This is a genomic window from Kocuria sp. KSNUG (assembly GCF_049532735.1).
Lineage (GTDB): Bacteria > Actinomycetota > Actinomycetes > Actinomycetales > Micrococcaceae > Kocuria > Kocuria rhizophila.
The window spans coordinates 2002671-2019955 of record NZ_CP150981.1; the positions used below are offsets into that span (position 1 = coordinate 2002671).

12 protein-coding genes and 1 riboswitch are annotated in these 17285 nt (G+C 71.5%); of the genes, 1 reads left to right on the forward strand and 11 read right to left on the reverse strand.

Annotation, left to right across the window (positions count from 1 at the left end):
• Positions 1-60: 60 nt before the first annotated feature.
• From AABM36_RS08750 to AABM36_RS08780, 7 genes are all read right to left on the reverse strand, one after another.
• Positions 61-1368, reverse strand: coding sequence for a glutamate-5-semialdehyde dehydrogenase (locus tag AABM36_RS08750; RefSeq protein WP_406925292.1), 1308 nt, complete (start codon positions 1366-1368; stop codon positions 61-63).
• A 144-nt stretch (positions 1369-1512) separates the two neighbouring features.
• The gene (gene proB / locus AABM36_RS08755; RefSeq protein ID WP_406925293.1) at positions 1513-2775 is read right to left on the reverse strand and encodes a glutamate 5-kinase; all 1263 of its coding nucleotides are present in this window, start codon (positions 2773-2775) and stop codon (positions 1513-1515) included.
• A complete protein-coding gene (gene obgE, locus AABM36_RS08760) occupies positions 2772-4367 on the reverse strand; it encodes a GTPase ObgE (RefSeq protein ID WP_406925294.1) in 1596 nt (531 codons plus the stop codon). The genes proB and obgE overlap by 4 nt, the downstream gene beginning before the upstream one ends.
• Positions 4368-4520: 153 nt before the next feature.
• The gene (rpmA, locus tag AABM36_RS08765) at positions 4521-4775 is read right to left on the reverse strand and encodes a 50S ribosomal protein L27 (protein WP_012398199.1); all 255 of its coding nucleotides are present in this window, start codon (positions 4773-4775) and stop codon (positions 4521-4523) included.
• Between the two features lie 44 nt (positions 4776-4819).
• Positions 4820-5131, reverse strand: coding sequence for a 50S ribosomal protein L21 (gene rplU / locus AABM36_RS08770; RefSeq protein ID WP_039101259.1), 312 nt, complete (start codon positions 5129-5131; stop codon positions 4820-4822).
• Between the two features lie 270 nt (positions 5132-5401).
• Positions 5402-6943, reverse strand: coding sequence for a bifunctional hydroxymethylpyrimidine kinase/phosphomethylpyrimidine kinase (locus AABM36_RS08775; RefSeq protein WP_406925295.1), 1542 nt, complete (start codon positions 6941-6943; stop codon positions 5402-5404).
• Positions 6931-7024, reverse strand: a riboswitch (TPP riboswitch). Its footprint overlaps the gene before it by 13 nt.
• 90 nt (positions 7025-7114) lie before the next feature.
• Positions 7115-10207, reverse strand: coding sequence for an Rne/Rng family ribonuclease (locus AABM36_RS08780; RefSeq protein WP_423445839.1), 3093 nt, complete (start codon positions 10205-10207; stop codon positions 7115-7117).
• A gap of 408 nt (positions 10208-10615) precedes the next feature.
• On the opposite strand from AABM36_RS08780, the gene AABM36_RS08785 reads away from it, so the two are divergent.
• Positions 10616-11290 (forward strand): vitamin K epoxide reductase family protein, encoded by a 675-nt coding sequence (locus AABM36_RS08785; protein ID WP_423445841.1) that lies wholly within the window; start codon positions 10616-10618, stop codon positions 11288-11290.
• A 127-nt stretch (positions 11291-11417) separates the two neighbouring features.
• Here the strand turns inward: AABM36_RS08785 and ndk are convergent, their stop codons facing one another.
• From ndk to ileS, 4 genes are all read right to left on the reverse strand, one after another.
• Positions 11418-11831 (reverse strand): nucleoside-diphosphate kinase, encoded by a 414-nt coding sequence (gene ndk, locus AABM36_RS08790; protein WP_012398194.1) that lies wholly within the window; start codon positions 11829-11831, stop codon positions 11418-11420.
• A gap of 115 nt (positions 11832-11946) precedes the next feature.
• Positions 11947-12390, reverse strand: a complete 444-nt coding sequence (locus AABM36_RS08795; protein WP_019309032.1) for a DUF4233 domain-containing protein — start codon at positions 12388-12390, stop codon at positions 11947-11949.
• A 45-nt stretch (positions 12391-12435) separates the two neighbouring features.
• Positions 12436-13806 carry a bifunctional folylpolyglutamate synthase/dihydrofolate synthase gene (locus tag AABM36_RS08800; protein WP_423445843.1) on the reverse strand — a complete coding sequence of 457 codons (1371 nt, stop codon included), beginning with the start codon at positions 13804-13806 and terminating at the stop codon, positions 12436-12438.
• Positions 13803-17114 (reverse strand): isoleucine--tRNA ligase, encoded by a 3312-nt coding sequence (ileS, locus tag AABM36_RS08805; protein ID WP_423445845.1) that lies wholly within the window; start codon positions 17112-17114, stop codon positions 13803-13805. The genes AABM36_RS08800 and ileS overlap by 4 nt, the downstream gene beginning before the upstream one ends.
• Between the last annotated feature and the right edge of the window lie 171 nt (positions 17115-17285).

A 17285-nucleotide genomic window follows, 5' to 3' on the forward strand; every position in this document is an offset into this window, starting at 1 on the left:
CGGCGCCGGTGGTGTGGTGCGGCGGACGTCTGTCGCGCCACGTCCGTTCCATGGTACGTCTCAGGGGCGCACGTGACCGTCACCCTGGACCACCCACTTGGTGGTGGTCAGCTCCTCCAGGCCCATGGGGCCGCGCGCGTGCATCTTCTGCGTGGAGATCCCGATCTCCGCACCGAGTCCCAGCTGGCCGCCGTCCGTGAACCGCGTGGACGCGTTGACCATGACCGCGGCGGAGTCCACCTCGGCGGTGAACCGTTCGGCATTGGCGAGGTCGTTGGTGATGATCGCCTCGGTGTGGCCCGTGGAGTAGCGCCGGATGTGCTCGAGTGCGTCGTCCAGCGAGTCCACGACCTTCACCGCCATGTCCATGTCCAGGTACTCGGTGGCCCAGTCCTCGTCCGTGGCCTTGAGATGGTCCGAGCCCGGGGGCAGCAGCGCCGCGGCGCGGTCGTCCACGTGCAGGGTCACACCGGCCTTGTCGAGTGCGGCGAGGACCTCCTTGCCGGTCTCCTGCGCGTCCGCGTGCAGCAGGAGGGTCTCCGCGGAGTTGCACGTGGAGGTGCGGTGGGTCTTGGAGTTGACCACCAGCCGGGTGGCCGTCTCCGCGGGGGCGGAGGCGTCCACGAGCACGTGCACGTTGCCCTCCCCGGTCTCGATCACGGGCACCGTGGCGTTCGTGACCACGGACTGGATCAGGCCGCGCCCGCCGCGCGGGATGAGCACGTCCACCTTGCCGCGGGCACCCATCAGGGCGTTGGCGCCGTCCCGGCCGTAGTCGTCCACGGTCTGGACGCAGTCCACGGGCAGCTTGGCGTCCGCGAGGGCGTCCCGCAGGACACCCACGAGGGCCCGGTTGGAGTCGAACGCCGCGGAGCCGCCGCGCAGCAGCACGGCGTTGCCGGACTTCACGGCGATCCCGGCGATGTCCACGGTCACGTTGGGGCGTGCCTCGTAGATCACGCCCACCACGCCCATGGGCACGCGCACCTGGCGCATCCGCAGCCCGTTCGCGAGGGTCTGACCACGCACCACGGAGCCCACCGGGTCCGGCAGCGCGGCCAGCTCGCGCAGCGCGTCCGCGAGTCCCGTGATGCGCGCGGCGTCCAGCTTGAGGCGGTCCAGCAGCGCCGCAGAGGTGCCGGCCTCGCGACCGCGCTCCAGGTCCCGGGCGTTGGCCTCGAGGATCACGTCGCGGCGCGACTCGATGCGGTCCGCCATGAGGTGCAGCGCCCGGTCCTTCCAGGCACGCGGTGCCCTGGCGAGGGTGCGCGCGGCCACGCGGGCGTCGTCGGCCATCAGGCCCACTCCGGTGACGGGATCGTCCCCGAACGTCTCCTGGGCGGTCAGTACGGACGTGTTCTCGGCCATGGTTCCTCCTGCGGGTGTGTGGCGGGCGGTGCGGTCGGTGTCGTACGGGTCCGGCGGCTGCGGTGTCCGGAAGCGGCGGCGGGACCGGGCAGGACAGTGCCCTTCACTCTGCCGCCGCGGGTCTCCGGTGTCAGCCCGGGGTGCTCACGTGAGTTTGGTGCGGGCGGAGCGGGGGCGCAGGTTCACGAGGTTGTCCACGTGCACGAGCTCGCGCGCGTAGTCCTCCCCGAACTCCTCCCCCAGCTCGTAGGTGCGCTTGCCGAGCATCCCGGGGATCTCGTCCGAGCCGTAGTTCACGAGCCCGTGGCCCACCTCGGTGCCGGTCGAGTCCACCATGGACACGGGGTCTCCCGCGCTGAAGGTGCCCTCTACCGCGGTGACCCCCGCCGCGAGCAGGGAGCGCCGGCCGCGAACGGCCTCCACGGCGCCGTCGTCCAGGGTGAGGGTGCCCTTGATGTCCGCGAGGTGCGCGAGCCACAGCAGGCGCACGTTGCGTCGCCCGCCAGTGGTGGCGAACCACGTGCCCACGTCTTCCCCGGCCAGTGCGCTCTCGATGTTCGCCGCGGAGGTCACGAGCGCCGGGATGCCCGACGCCGCCGCGATGCGCGCGGCCTGCACCTTGGTCACCATCCCGCCGGAGCCCACTCCAGCGCGGCCCACGGTGCCGATCTCCACGCCCTCGAGGTCCGCGATGGGGTCCGTGACGGTGGGGATGCGCTCGCCGCCGTCCTTGGGCGGGCGGGTGTAGAGCGCGTCCACGTCCGAGAGCAGCAGCAGCGCGTCGGCCTTGATCAGGTGCGCCACGAGTGCTGCGATCCGGTCGTTGTCGCCGAACTTGATCTCGTGGGTGGCCACGGCGTCGTTCTCGTTGACGATCGGCAGGATCCCCAGGTCCAGCAGCCGCTCGATCTGGCGGTGCGCGTTCTTGTACTGCGAGTGGCGCATGAGGTCCTCGGCGGTCACGAGCACCTGCCCCACCGTGACGTCGTAGCGCGCGAAGTGCTCGGTGTAGCGGGAGATCAGCAGACCCTGGCCCACCGACGCCGCGGCCTGCTTGGTCGCGAGGTCCTTGGGCCGCCTGGACAGCCCCAGGGGCTGCAGCCCGGCGGTGATGGCGCCCGAGGACACGAACACCACCTCCACACCCTGGGCCTTGATGCGTCCGAGGGCGTCCACGATCGAGCGCAGGGCGTTCTCGTCGATCGAGTTCTCGATGGAGGTCAGGGACGAGGAGCCCACCTTCACGACCACGCGCCGCGCCTTGGGCAGCTCCTCGCGTCTCTCGATGGCCGAGCGCCGGTTCTTGCCGCGGCTCTCCGTGCTGAGCTGGATCGCGGACTTCGAGGCCTGCTGCTCCACGGCGGAGACGTCGATGGTCTCGGTGTGGGTCTTCTCGTGGTGGGTCACTTCTCGTTCGTCTCCTTCGTCTCGGACGTGCGGCGGCGATCTCGTGCATCCACGGACTCGGTCCAGATCCCGGCGCGGCGCTCCTGCTCGAGCTCCGCGCGGGCCTCGGACTTCGCGTCCATGCGGTCGTAGAACTGTTCCCGCTTCTCGCGGCGGGTGGGTCGGGAGGTCTCCTCGAGGCGCAGGTCCGAACCGCGGGGTCCGCCCAGCAGCTCGGCGCCGCCCACCATGGTGGGCTCCCAGTCGAAGACCACGCCGTTCTCCTCGGGTCCGATCAGCACGGCGTTGCCCGGCTTGGCACCGATCCGGAACAGCTCGTCCTCGATGCCCAGCTTGGCGAAGCGGTCCGCGAGGTAGCCCACGGCCTCGTCGTTGTTGAAGTCCGTCTGCAGCACCCAGCGCTCGGGCTTCTCGCCCCGCACGTGGTACAGCGGCTCCTCGGCACGGTCCTCGCGGGTGATCACGAACTCGTGGCGGTCCCTGCCACGACGACGCCGCGCGGGCTCGGGCTGCAGCACCGGCACGGTGCGACGCCGCTCCTCACGCGCCTCCTCCTGGGCCCGTGCTTCCGAGACCAGGCGAGCCATCGCGAAGCTCAGCTCCCGCAACCCCTCGTGGGACGCCGCGGAGATCTCGAACACGGGGTAGCCGCGCTCCTCGAGCTCGGTGCGCACGAAGTCCGCGAGCTCCCGGGCCTCGGGCACGTCCACCTTGTTGAGCACCACCAGGCGGGGCCGTTCGGTGAGCGGGATCGAGGACGGGTCGTCGTCCTCGATGTCCTGCGCGTAGTGGGCGAGCTCCGCCTCCAGCGCGTCGAGGTCGCTCAGCGGGTCGCGGCCCGGTTCCAGGGTGGCGCAGTCGATCACGTGCACCAGGGCGGCGCAGCGCTCCACGTGGCGCAGGAATTCCAGGCCGAGTCCCTTGCCCTCGGACGCGCCCGGGATCAGACCGGGAACGTCCGCCACGGTGAAGCGCGTGTCGCCGGCCTGGACCACACCCAGGTTGGGGACCAGCGTGGTGAAGGGGTAGTCGGCGATCTTGGGCCGCGCGGCACTCATCGCGGCGATCAGGCTGGACTTGCCGGCGGAGGGGAAGCCCACGAGCGCGATGTCCGCAATGGACTTCAGCTCCAGCTCCACCTCCTGCTCCTCACCCGGGGTGCCGAGCAGCGCGAAACCGGGAGCCTTGCGCTTGGGGGACGCGAGCGCCGCGTTGCCACGCCCGCCCATGCCGCCGGAGGCCAGCACATACTCGCTGCCCTCCCCCAGCAGGTCCGCGAGCACGTTGCCCTCGCGGTCCTTGACCACGGTGCCGTCCGGCACGGAGAGCACGAGGTCCTGGCCCTTGAAGCCGTGGCGCATGTCCCCCTTGCCGGGCTCCCCGTTGGGGGCCTTCTGGTGCGGGGCGTGGTGGAAGCCCAGCAGGGTGGTGGACTGCCCGTCCACCCGCAGGATCACGGAGCCGCCGTCCCCGCCGTTGCCGCCGTCCGGGCCGCCGAGCGGCTTGAACTTCTCGCGCTTGACGGAGACGCAGCCGTGGCCGCCGTTGCCGCCCGTGGCGTGGACGATGACTCGATCAACAAAACTGGCCACGTGGCTCCTCGGATTCTGGGGTCCCCCGCGCGGGGCGGGGAGACGGGGCTGTCCTGAAAAGACTAGAGGGTGAGCGCGTGACGCGCCCACCCTCCAGTGGTCGCCGTCACGCTGCGGTGACGGCGGGTGGACCCTGGGGTCCGGAAGAACTGACTACTCGGCGGTCTGGATGTTGACCACGCGGCGGCCACGACGGGTGCCGAACTCGACGACACCGGCGGCCAGGGCGAACAGGGTGTCGTCCTTGCCGCGGCCCATGTTCAGGCCCGGGTGGAAGTGGGTTCCACGCTGGCGGACGATGATCTCGCCGGCGTTGACGGACTGGCCGCCGAAGCGCTTGACACCCAGGTACTGGGCGTTGGAGTCACGGCCGTTGCGAGTGGAGCTCGCACCCTTCTTGTGTGCCATGGTGTGTGCCTACCTTCGTTGGAAATGTATGGGGGACCGGGAAATCAGGCGTCGATGCCGGTGATCTTGACCGTGGTCAGCTCAGCACGGAAGCCCTGGCGCTTCTTGTAGCCGGTCTTGTTCTTGTACTTCATGATCGAGATCTTGGGACCGCGCAGGTCCTCGACGATCTCGGCCGTGACCTTGACGTCGGCCAGGGTCTTGGAGTCGGAGGTGACCTTGTCCCCATCGACCAGCAGCAGCGCAGGAAGCTCTACGGTGCTGCCTGCCTCGCCGGCGACGCGGTCAAGGGTCACGAGGTCTCCGACGGAAACCTTCTCCTGGCGGCCGCCTGCGCGGACAATCGCGTACACCACTTGGGAACTCACTTCTCTCGACATCTATGGACTGCGTGTAAAGGTCGGGTGGGCTCCTGCCGGACTGCGAATGTCGAGACATCACGCCGCGGTGGTCTGTGACCGACCCGCTCTCTGCGTGGCTGTCGCACCGAGAACAGGAAGTTCACCCGAGTGTGCCGAGTCCGGGCGCATGAAAACGACTATGCGCACACCGGTGTCCGGCACCGACAGTCCAGACTACCCGATCCCCGGAAGTCACGCCACTCGCGGGCTCTCCGCCGTGCGGGATCAGCCCTCCTGGCGTGCGGTGGCGGCCGAGGTCTGTGCGAAGAACTCGAGCTCCAGGTGGCACGCGCGCAGGAACGCGCGGCGCATGGCCTCGCGCGTGGCGGTGTCCGCCTGCTCGGCGGCGCGGTCCACGGCGGCACGGGCCACCTCCGTGGCGGCGTGGAACTGCGGGTCGTCGTAGGTCTCGAGCCAGTCCGCGTACGGATGCCCCTGCAGCCCCGTGCGGCGTGCCCGCGCCGTGAGCGCCGCCCCCACGTGCGCGTAGAGCCAGTAGCAGGGCAGGACCGCGGCGGCACCCACCGCGAACCCGTCCTGCCCCGTGCGGGCGAGCAGGAAGTCCGCGTACGCGCTCGTGGTCCCGGAGGGCGGTTGCGGGGCGCGCCCGTCCAGCCGCGCGCGGTGCAGTGCGGACTCCCCCGTGACCACGGCGGCCGCCGCCGTGGCGAAGAACTCCCGGGTGCTCTCCTCGGGTGCCGCCGCCGCGAGCAGCGCGAGGGCCCGCGAGTAGGCGTCCAGGTACTGCATGTCCTGGTCCAGGTAGCGCTCGAACTCGTCCCGCTCCAGCGTGCCGTCCCCCAGCCCCACCACGAAGGGCAGGACCGCGATCCGCTCGCGGATCGGCGCGCTCGCCTCCCAGAGCTCGTCGGTGAAGCGGCTGCCGGGCTCCTCGGTGTCCCCGCACGACGCCGCGGCCACGAAGGCGGGGTCCGTGACGAGGTCCTGGACGTGGTGGAAGTGGTGGACCGGGCCGTTGCCGTGGCCCACGTGCAGGGAGTCCGCCGCACGCAGCGCACCGCGCAGCCAGCGGCGGGCGGTGTCGATGCCCTGTGCCCAGTCCCCCGTGCGCGCCACGACCGTGGCCACCGCGGACGACAGCGAGCACCCGGTGCCGTGGGTGTTGCGCGTGGCCACCCTCGTCCCCGAGTACTGGGCCACGGGATCGGTCCGGCCCGGGACCACGAGGGCGTCCGGGGTGGACTCCCCGCTCAGGTGCCCGCCCTTGACCAGCACCCGCGTGCCGAACGTCTCCGCCACGGCCCGGCCCTGCTCGAGGGCCTCGTCCCACGTGGTGGCCACGGGCCGCTCCGCGAGCACGGCGAGCTCGGGCAGGTTGGGGGTGATCAGGTCCGCGTGGTGCAGGATGCCGCGCAGTGCGTCCTCGGCGTCGGATGCGAGCAGCCGCCCGCCGGCGGTGGCCACCATCACGGGGTCGATCACGACCACGGGCACACGGTGGGCCGCGAGCCACGCCCCCACCGTCTCGATGACGTCCACCGAGCCGAGCATCCCGACCTTCACGGCATCCAGCTCCACGTCCTGCGCCACGGCGTCCAGCTGCGCCTGCAGCACGGACACGGGTGGGGTGTGGACGGCCACCACGCCCTGCGTGTTCTGCGCGACCACCGCGGTGACCACGCTCAGCCCGAAGCCGCCCATGGCGGCGATGGACTTCAGGTCTGCGGCGTGCCCGGCACCACCCGTGGGGTCCGTGCCGGCGATCGAGAGGACGCGGGGGGCGGGGACAGAAGGCGTGAGGTTCACGACATTCCCTTCGCTAGTACGAGCTAGATCAGGTTCTACGGGTGTGTTCTCAGCCGCCGTGCGGCACCCCGTGCACGTGGTCCCGATCATGCCACAGGAGCGCCCGGACGAGTCCGAGCGCTCCTGTGGTGGGTGCTCCCCGCGGCCCTCCCGGGAGCGCCGCGCGGGGCCTCAGTCCCCCTTGGGGGTCATCGTGATGTCCCGGGCGCTCACGCCCACACCCACGATGGTGGGCTGACCGTCCGAGGAGGCCGAGCCCACGGGCGCTGCCGCGGCGGTGAACCGCGTGGCCGAGCGCTCGGCGGCGTCGTACTCACGAGTCTCCACGCTTCCGGCACCCGGTGCGGCCGTGGGAGCCACGGCGCGGCGGGAACCGCGGCGCCGCTTGGCGGGAGCGGCGTCAGTGGCGGACTGTGCCGCCGTGACGCGCCCGGACGGGGCCTGCTCTCCAGCTCCGCTCTCGGACGGCGCCTGCTTCTGCGCGTCCCGCTCCGGCGCGGAGCCCTCGGGCTGCTCGGGCCGGGTCTGCTCGGGGTCGGACGACGCCGCGCCGTTGCCGCGACCCCGGCCGCGCTGGCCCGTAGAACGTCCCCCGCGGCCCTTCGAGCCCTCCCCGCCCCGCCGTGCGGAGCCGCGACCGGACCCGGCGCGGTCCTGCGACGCGTCCTCGCCGGAGTCCTCGGCCGAGAAGGCCGCGGAGAGCGAGTCCAGGGTGAGCGCCTCCTGCTCCGCGCGCTCGTCCTTCTGCCCCTGGGGGAGCTCGATGACCTCACCGTGGATCGTCAGGCTGGACCCGGCGTCACCCGCGGCGTGCTCGCCGCGGGGTTCGGAGGCACCGTTCCCACCGTTCTCGGTGGCGGTGTCCTCGCCCTGGTTCCCGCGACCGCGGCTGCGCTTGCCGCGGCGCTTCTTCCGACGCCGCCCGCTCTCGGAGTCCGCCGAACCGTGCTCGGACGCCTGCTCCGGGCCCTGGTTCCCGTGCTCCGCGTGCTGGCCGGTCGAGTCCTTGTGCTCGGCTCCGCCGCGGGAGGCGCCCTGGGCGTCGTCGTCCTCGTGGGAGGAGGCGGCCGCGATGTTCGCGAACGCCGTGCGGGCGGCCTCGTCCCGGGCCTGCTGCTGGTCGTCCGCGCCACCCCGGTTGTTGGACCGGGGCTTGTCCTGCGGCTGGTTCTGCTTCTGCCGCGAGCGCTTGCGCTCGTTGCGGTTGCCGCCGCGGTGGTCCGGCGCGGTGGCCGTGGAGCGACCCTTGAGGGGGTGGTCGTGGACAACGACGCCGCGGCCCGCGCACTCCTCGCACGGCTCCGAGAAGACCTCGAGCAGGCCGGTGCCCATGCGCTTGCGCGTCATCTGCACGAGACCCAGGGAGGTCACCTCCGCCACCTGGTGCTTGGTGCGGTCACGGCCCAGGCACTCCACGAGCCGGCGCAGCACGAGGTCCCGGTTGGACTCCAGGACCATGTCGATGAAGTCCACCACGATGATCCCGCCGATGTCCCGCAGCCGCAGCTGGCGCACGATCTCCTCGGCGGCCTCGAGGTTGTTCTTGGTGACGGTCTCCTCGAGGTTGCCGCCGGAACCGGTGAACTTGCCGGTATTGACGTCCACCACGGTCATGGCCTCGGTGCGGTCGATCACGAGCGAGCCGCCGGAGGGCAGGAACACCTTGCGCTCCAGGGCCTTCTGGATCTGCTCCTCCACGCGCATGTGCTCGAAGAGATCCTCGTCCTCCGTCCAGCGCTGCAGCCGGTCCAGCAGGTCCGGGGCCACGTAGGTCACGTACGCCTCGATGTTGTCCCACGCCTGCTCGCCCTGGACCACCATGGCGGTGAAGTCCTCGTTGAACACGTCGCGGACCGTCTTGATGGTGAGGTCCGGCTCGGCGTAGAGCAGCTCCGGCGCCAGGGTCTTGGTGGAGCCCGCCTTCTCCTGGATCTGCTCCCACTGGGAGCGCAGCCGGTTGATGTCGTTGGTCAGCTCGGTCTCGGACGCGCCCTCCGCAGCGGTGCGCACGATCACGCCCGCGCCCTCGGGCAGCCGGTCCTTGAGGATCTTCTTGAGCCGCTGGCGCTCCACGTCCGGGAGCTTGCGGGAGATCCCGGTCATGGACCCGCCGGGCACGTACACGAGGTAGCGCCCCGGCAGGGACACCTGGCTGGTGAGCCGGGCGCCCTTGTGCCCCACGGGGTCCTTGGTGACCTGCACGAGCACCGTGCTGCCGGGCTTCAGGGCGTTCTCGATCTTGCGGGGCTTGTTGCCCAGCTCCGCGGCGTCCCAGTCCACCTCGCCGGCGTAGAGCACGGCGTTGCGCCCGCGTCCGATGTCCACGAACGCGGCCTCCATGGACGGCAGGACGTTCTGCACCTTGCCCACGTACACGTTGCCGATCAGCGAGTCCTGCGTGGTGTGGGAGACGAAGTGCTCCGCGAGGATCCCGTCCTCGAGCACGCCGATCTGGATGCGGTCCTCCTTCTGACGGACCAGCATCTTGCGCTCCACGGACTCGCGGCGGGCCAGGAACTCGGCCTCGGTGATCACGTGGCGGCGGCGGCCGAACTGGCGGGACTCGCGACGGCGCTGGCGCTTGGCCTCCAGGCGCGTGGAGCCCCGGACACCGACCACCTCGTCGCTGCCCGTGCCCTCGGACGCGCCGCGCGGGGCGCGCACCCGCGTCACGGAGCCGTCGGAGTCGTCCACGAGCTCCATGTCCTCGTCCCCGCGACGACGCCGCCGGCGCCGCCTGCTCGAGACGCTCCCGTTCTCGTCGTCCTCGTCCTCGTCGCGGTGCGCCGCGCGCTCGGCATCGCGCTCCTGGGCGGCCTCGCGCAGGCGGGCCTTCTGCGCCTCGGCCGCACGGCGGATCTCCTCCGGGTCCGGGGCGCGGAACAGCAACGAGGCACCGGGGCCGAAGGCTCCGAAGTCGTCCTGCGTGGGGGGCTGGGTGCTCTCCTGCGCGGAGCCGTCGTCGTCGGACGCCGTGTTCTCGGCCGAGGCATCGGTGGCCTTCTCCGCCGCGGCACCGTCCTGCTCCGCGGTCTCCGTCTTCTGGGACCCGGTGTCCTGGCCCGCCGCGGCGTCGTCGTCCGCCTGGTGGGCCGCGGTTGCTTCGTTCGTCTCCTCGGCCGCCTTCTCGGCGGCGGGCTCCGGAGCGGCGGGGACCTCGCCGGCGTCGACGGCGGCGGCCGTGGCGATCGCCTGGCTCGTGCCGTCCACGGGGGTCACCGTGGCCTCGGGGGTCTGTGCGGTGGTGTCCTGTTCAGGTTCCATGTGCAGTTGTGCTCCTGCTCGGGGCACCGTCCGCACCCGGGCCCGAGGTGTGCTCGGTCGGTCGAGCCGGTGTTCTCCACGCGGCCGCCGGAAGTCGGTGTCGTACCCGCGGGCGCGGCCTGTGGGGCGCGCTGTCCGCGAGCCGGCGGATGCCCGAGTCGCTCGGTCCGTGGGACCGCGAACTTGAACCGGTGGCGGACGCGCTCGATCCTGTGAGAGCCGCGGGTCCGTACCGATGGTTGTCGGTGCTCCTGCCGGGCCGGTGCCTCACGTGCGGCTTGAGGACCGACCGCGCACCAGTATCTCACAGTCGTCCCCTGTGGCCGCGCATCCTGGTGGTGCACGCCACAGCTCCACCGCGGTGGGAGCCACCGGAGGCGCACCTCCGCGCGGCACGTCCCCCGGCCGGTGGTCTACGATCGGGCGCGTGAGTTCAGCATCCCGCCCCGCACCCACCACCGCCACGGGACACCCGAGCGGTACCCCCTCGGACACGGTTCCGCCACCCGTGACGCGCTCGGACCGCACCTGGGGGTGCTGGCCGTGGTCCTCTCCCTGATCGGCTTCGCGGCGTCCGCGGAGCTCGTGGCCGAGCGGCTGGCCCTGTACCAGGACGCCGGGCACCGGGCGAGCTGCGACATCAACGCGTGGCTGGCCTGCGGCACGGTCATGCGCACCCCGCAGGCGGAGCTGTTCGGCTTCCCCAACCCGTTCATCGGGATCGTGGCCTACGCCGTGGTGCTCGCCGTGGCGGTGGGCGTGCTGGCCGGGGCGCGCTACGCCCGCTGGTTCTGGTGGCTGCTGTGGCTCGGGATCGCCGCCGGTTCCGTGTTCACCCTGTGGCTGTGGTGGCAGACCACGTTCCACATCAACGCCCTGTGCCTGTACTGCATGATCGTGTGGTGCGCGCAGACCTACCTGCTGGCCCACACGACGGCACGGATGCGCCGTGCCGGAATGCTCGGTGGCGCCGGCCGGGAGGGCGCCGGCTCCACCGCGTGGGCCTGGCTGCTGGGCACCGCGGTGCTCGTGGTGGTCTTCGGCGTGGTGGCCGTCCGCTTCGCCCCGGCGATCCTCGGCTGACGAGTCCCGGGCACGACGACGACGGGGCGGCACCCAGCGTGGGTGCCGCCCCGTCGTCGTTCCCGCAGGCCAACGGCCCGTGCCAAGCCCGAGGGTCTGGCACGCGCCGTGGTGGTGCGGGTGTGGCTCAGGCGAACCAGATGCCGATCTCGCGCTCGGCGGACTCCGGGGAGTCCGAGCCGTGCACGAGGTTCTTCTGGACCTTCTCGCCCCAGTCGCGGCCCAGGTCCCCGCGGATGGTGCCCGGGGCGGCCGTGGTGGGCTCGGTGGCCCCGGCGAGGCTGCGGAAGCCCTCGATCACGCGGTCGCCCTCCACCACGGCGGCGACCACCGGGCCCGAGAGCATGAACTGCACGAGCGGCTCGAAGAACGGCTTGCCCTGGTGCTCGGCGTAGTGCTGCTCCAGGATCTCCCGGGTGGCGTGCACGAGCTTGAGCTCCGCGAGGGTGTAGCCCTTGGCCTCGATGCGGGCCAGGATCTGACCGGTGAGGCCGCGCTCGACGCCGTCCGGCTTGACGAGGACGAGGGTGCGCTGGGACATGGGTCTCCTTGGTGTCGGGGTGGAGGTGCGGGAGCCCTGGTGGGCCCCGCACCCGGTTCGGGACCGAGCCTAGCGAACGCGGGACCGCTCGTGGGGCCGCGCCCGCCCGAGTGGCTCACACCCGGGGGTTCTCCGCCTCCCAGCGGCGCTGCTCCTCGGCGCGCTGCACGTTCTCCCGGTCCATGCGCCCGCCCTTGACCACGGCGTACCACCACGCGAGCGCGCACAGCGCCCCGATCCAGAACATGGCGGGGACTACGAAGCCGGTGGCGATCAGCACGAGTTGCAGCACCCATCCGGCCGCGTAGCCCCACGGCCTGCGCAGCACCGCGCACAGCAGGACGAACAGCAGGGCAAGCACCACGGAGCCGCCCATGAGCCACAGCTTCTGGGGTGTGCTCCAGTCCTGCGTGAACAGCCCGTAGGCCGTGAGCGCGGCGAAGAACACGATGAACGCCTCGATGCACAGCACGCAGGACGCGAACATCATGCGGATCGAGCGGGGCTTCTTGGGCTGGCCGGGGCGCCACTCGCGCTGGGCCTTGGTCATGCGGGCCATGCGGCTCCTTCCAGGGGTGCGGTCACGAGGGGTGCGGGCGACGGGTCACAGGCCGAGCAGCGCACGGGCCTCACCCACCACGGTGATGGAGCCGGTGACGAGCACTGCGCCGTCGAACTGCTCGCGGGCCGCGGCGTCCTGGATGGCCTCGGAGCACGCCTCGTCCAGGCGATCGGCCACGTGCACCACGTCCTCGTCGAAGCCCATGTCCACGGCGATCTCCGCGAGCTCCGCCGGGGGCACCGCCCGCGGGGAGTGGGACGCGGTGCACCACAGCTCCAGCTCGAACTCGTGGTACTCGTCCGCGAGCACCCGCATCATGGTCTCCACGTCCTTGTCCCCCAGCACCCCGACCACGAGGTTGAGCTTGCTGAACGTGAACCCCTCGCGCACGGCCGCGGCGGAGGCCACGAGCCCGTGCGGGTTGTGGGCGGCGTCGAGGACCACGGGCGGGGCCTTGCGCGCGAGCTCGAGGCGTCCGGGCGAGGACACCGCGCCCAGACCCTCGCTCACGAGCTCGGGGTTCAGCGGCTTCTCGCCACCGCCCAGCAGCGCCTCGACCGCGGCAATCGCGACCGCCGCGTTCTGCGCCTGGTGCGCGCCGAACAGCGGGAGCATCACGTCCGGGTACTCGCCCGCGAGGCCCTGGACGGTGATGACCTGCCCGCCCACGGCGGTGGTGCGCGCGGTCACGGAGAACTCCACGCCCTCGAAGCGGAAGGGAACTCCCAGCTCCTGCGCGCGCTCGAGCAGCACCTGGGCCGCACCCGGCTGCTGGGCGGAGCTCACGAGGAACCCGCCCGGCTTGACGATCCCGGCCTTCTCCCGGGCGATGTCCTCCACGGTGTCACCGAGGATGTCCGTGTGGTCCAGGTCGACGGGCGTGACCACGGAGACCGCCGCGTCCGCCACGGTGGTGGCGTCCCACGAGCCGCCGATCCCGACCTCCAGGACCATCACGTCCACGGGCTCGTCCGCGAACACCGCGAACGCCAGCACCGTGAGGGTCTCGAAGTACGTCAGGCGCGGGGCGCCCTCGCCCTCCAGGTGGCGGTCCACGAGGTCCAGGTACGGGGCGATCTCCGTGTAGATCCGCACGAAGGTCTCGTCGGAGACGGGCTCGCCGTCGATGCTGATCCGCTCGGTCACGCGCTCCAGGTGCGGGCTGGTGTAGCGGCCCACCCGCAGGTCGTGCGCGAGCAGCAGGGACTCGACCATGCGCGCCGTCGACGTCTTGCCGTTGGTCCCGGTCACCTGCACCACGGGGGCGCTGCGGTGCGGGTCCCCCAGCGCGGAGACCGCGAGCTGCACGGCGTCCAGGCGCGGCGCCATCCTGTGCTCCGGCGCCCGGGCCAGCAGTCCCTGGTAGATCTCCTCGACGGACGCGAAGTTCTCGTGCTCGGTGGCGCCGCTCATGCGTCCACCACCGCCACGGTGACGTCCAGGTCCGTGGCCTCGACCAGCTCCAGCTCCCGGGTGAGGGTCTCCCCCTGCACGAGCTCGCGGTGCGCGTCCACCGCGGCCAGCGTCGCGGCGTCGGCGTGGACCGTGGTGCGGATCCGGTTCGAGACCACCAGCCCGGCGTCCTTGCGGGCCTGCTGGATCGCACGGACCATGTCCCGGGCCACGCCCTCGGCGCGCAGCTCGTCGGTCAGCTCGGTGTCCAGCACCAGGAAACCGCCGCCGGGCAGCACGGTGACGGCGCGCGCGGAGGACGCCGCGGCGTCGTCGACCACCGTGACCAGCTCGTACTCGCCCTCCTCCAGCGCCACCGAGCCGGCGACGACGCCGCCGTCCTCGGTCACGGACCAGTCGCCCGCCTTGGTGGCCCGGATGACCTGTTGCACCTGCTTGCCGAGCCGGGGACCGGCGGCGCGCGCGTTGACCTTGAGCTCCTGCGAGATGCCGTAGTCGGCGGCCGAGACCTCGTCCGCGTCCACCAGCGTGACGGACTTGAGGTTCAGCTCGTCCGCGACGATCTCCTGGAACGTGCCCTCGAGCGCCTGTGCCCCGGGCACGGCCACGGTCATGCCGGCGAGCGGCTGGCGCACGCGCAGGCTGCTGGCCTTGCGCAGTGCGGAGCCCGCAGAGCAGATGGCGCGCGTGCGCTCCATGGCGGTGAGCAGGGCCTCGTCCCGCGGGAACAGGGAGGCGTCCGGCCAGTCGGTCAGGTGCACCGAGCGCCCGCCGGTGAGCCCGCGCCAGATCTCCTCGGTGACGAGCGGCAGCAGCGGGGCGGCCACGCGGCACACGGTCTCGAGGCACGTGTAGAGCACGTCGAACGCCTCGGTGTCCTCCTCGAAGAAGCGCTCGCGGGACCGGCGCACGTACCAGTTGGTGAGCGTGTCCATGTAGGCGCGCAGACGCTCGGCGGCGGCCCAGATGTCGTACTCGTCGAAGAGCCGCTTGGTGTCCGTGACCAGGGCGCCGGTCTCGGCCAGGATGTAGCGGTCCATCACGTGCTCGGCCTCGTACCGCGGCTGGGCGTCGTAGCCCTCTCCCCCGCGGGCGGCGTTCGTGTAGAGGCCGAAGAAGTGGTAGACGTTCCACAGCGGCAGGATCATCTGCCGCACGCCGTCACGGATGCTCTGCTCGGTGACCACCAGGTTCCCGCCGCGCAGGATGGGCGAGGACATCAGGAACCAGCGCATGGCGTCCGAGCCGTCCCGGTCCAGGACCTCGTTGACGTCCGGGTAATTGCGCAGGGACTTGGACATCTTCTGTCCGTCCGAGCCCAGCACGATGCCGTGGGAGATCACGTTGCGGAACGCCGGGCGGTCGAACAGTGCGGTGGCCAGGATGTGCAGCGTGTAGAACCAGCCGCGGGTCTGGCCGATGTACTCCACGATGAAGTCACCGGGGTTGTGGGTCTCGAACCACTCGCGGTTCTCCATGGGGTAGTGCACCTGCGCGTAGGGCATGGACCCGGAGTCGAACCACACGTCCAGCACCTCGGGAACGCGGCGCATCATGGACTTCCCCGTGGGGTCGTCCGGGTTGGGGCGGGTCAGCTCGTCGATCCACGGCCGGTGCAGGTCCACCTCGCCGTCGGCGTTGCGGGGCAGGCGCCCGAAGTCCGCCTCCAGCTCCGCGAGGGAGCCGTAGACGTCGCGGCGCGGGTGGTTGGGATCGTCCGACTCCCACACGGGGATGGGCGAGCCCCAGTAGCGGTTGCGGGAGATGGACCAGTCCCGGGCGTTCTCCAGCCACTTGCCGAACTGGCCGTCCTTGACGTTGCCGGGGATCCAGTTGATCTGCTGGTTCAGCTCCAGCATGCGGTCCTTGATGGCCGTGACGCTCACGAACCACGAGGACACCGCGCGGTAGATCAGGGGGTTCCGGCAGCGCCAGCAGTGCGGGTAGGAGTGCTCGTAGGAGGCCTCGCGCAGCAGCGCGCCGCGGGCCCGCAGGTCCCGGATCACGGTGCGCGCCACCTCCTTGTCGAACACGTTGTGCCCGGCGAGCTCCGCGAGCGGCGCCCCGGCGGCGAGGGACTCGTCCGTGAAGAGGTCGTAGAAGCGCCCGCCCTCGTCCACGGAGAGCACCACGGGGATCTCGTGCTCGGCGCACACCTGCTGGTCGTCCTCGCCATAGGCCGGAGCCTGGTGCACGATGCCCGTGCCGTCCGTGGTGGTCACGTAGTCCGCCACGAGGATCTGCCAGGCCTGGGCGGTGCCGAAGCGCTCGTCGTCCGTGAAGTAGTCCCACAGCGGGGCGTAGCGGATGCCCGCGAGCTGCTCGCCCGTGTAGTGCGCGGTCACGGCCTCGGCCACGGCGGCGGCCGGGTCCTCGGCGTCCCCGTAGCCGAGGTCCTTGGCGTAGCTGCCCGCGAGCTCTGCCGCCACGAGGAAGCGGCGTCCGGCCAGCTCACCGGCACCGGGCACCAGCACGTAGTCTATGGCGGGGCCCACCGCGAGCGCCTCGTTGGTGGGCAGGGTCCAGGGCGTGGTGGTCCACGCGATGGCCTCCGCGCCCGCGAGCTCGGCGGCGACCTCCGGGTGCGCGGCCCACGCGGTGTCCTCGGAGAGCCGGAACGCCACGGTCACGGAGGTGTCCTGGCGCATCTGGTAGACGTCGTCGTCCATGCGCAGCTCGTGGTTGGACAGCGGCGTCTCGTCCTTCCAGCAGTACGGCAGCACGCGGTAGCCGGAGTAGACCAGGCCCTTGTCGTCCAGGGCCTTGAACGCGCCGATCACGGACTCCATGTACTCCGGGTTCAGCGTCTTGTAGTCGTTGTCGAAGTCCACCCAGCGGGCCTGGCGGGTCACGTAGTCCTGCCACTCGGAGGCGTACTTCATCACGGAGGCGCGGCAGGCGTCGTTGAACGTGTCGATGCCCATGGCTTCGATGTCCTGCTTGTCGGTCATGCCGAGCTGCTTCATGGCCTCGAGCTCTGCGGGCAACCCGTGGGTGTCCCAGCCGAAGCGGCGCTCCACGCGGCGACCCTGCTGGGTCTGGTAGCGCGCCACGAGGTCCTTGACGTAGCCGGTGAGCAGGTGGCCGTAGTGCGGCAGGCCGTTGGCGAAGGGAGGGCCGTCGTAGAAGACGAACTCGTTGGAGCCGTCCGTGCCGCTGTCGCGCTGGTCGATGCTCGCCTGGAAGGTGTCGTCACGCTTCCAGTAGTCGAGGACGCGCTCCTCGACCGCGGGCAGACGCGGGGCCGCGGGGACGCCCTGGGCGTCGGGGTCGGTGCTCGCCTTGGGGTACACGAATGAGTCGGTCACGGTGCTCCATCCTGAGGTGCCGGTGGTTCAGGATGCGAGGACGCCCTGGCGCACGGGGCGCCGGTGGCGCGGTACCACCTCGCTTGTCCGCCGCGCCGCTGGGGATGCCGACGACGCCGCGAGCCGCTCATTGGGGGCTGTCACGGGCCCGAGTCGTCCGGTTCTACTGAG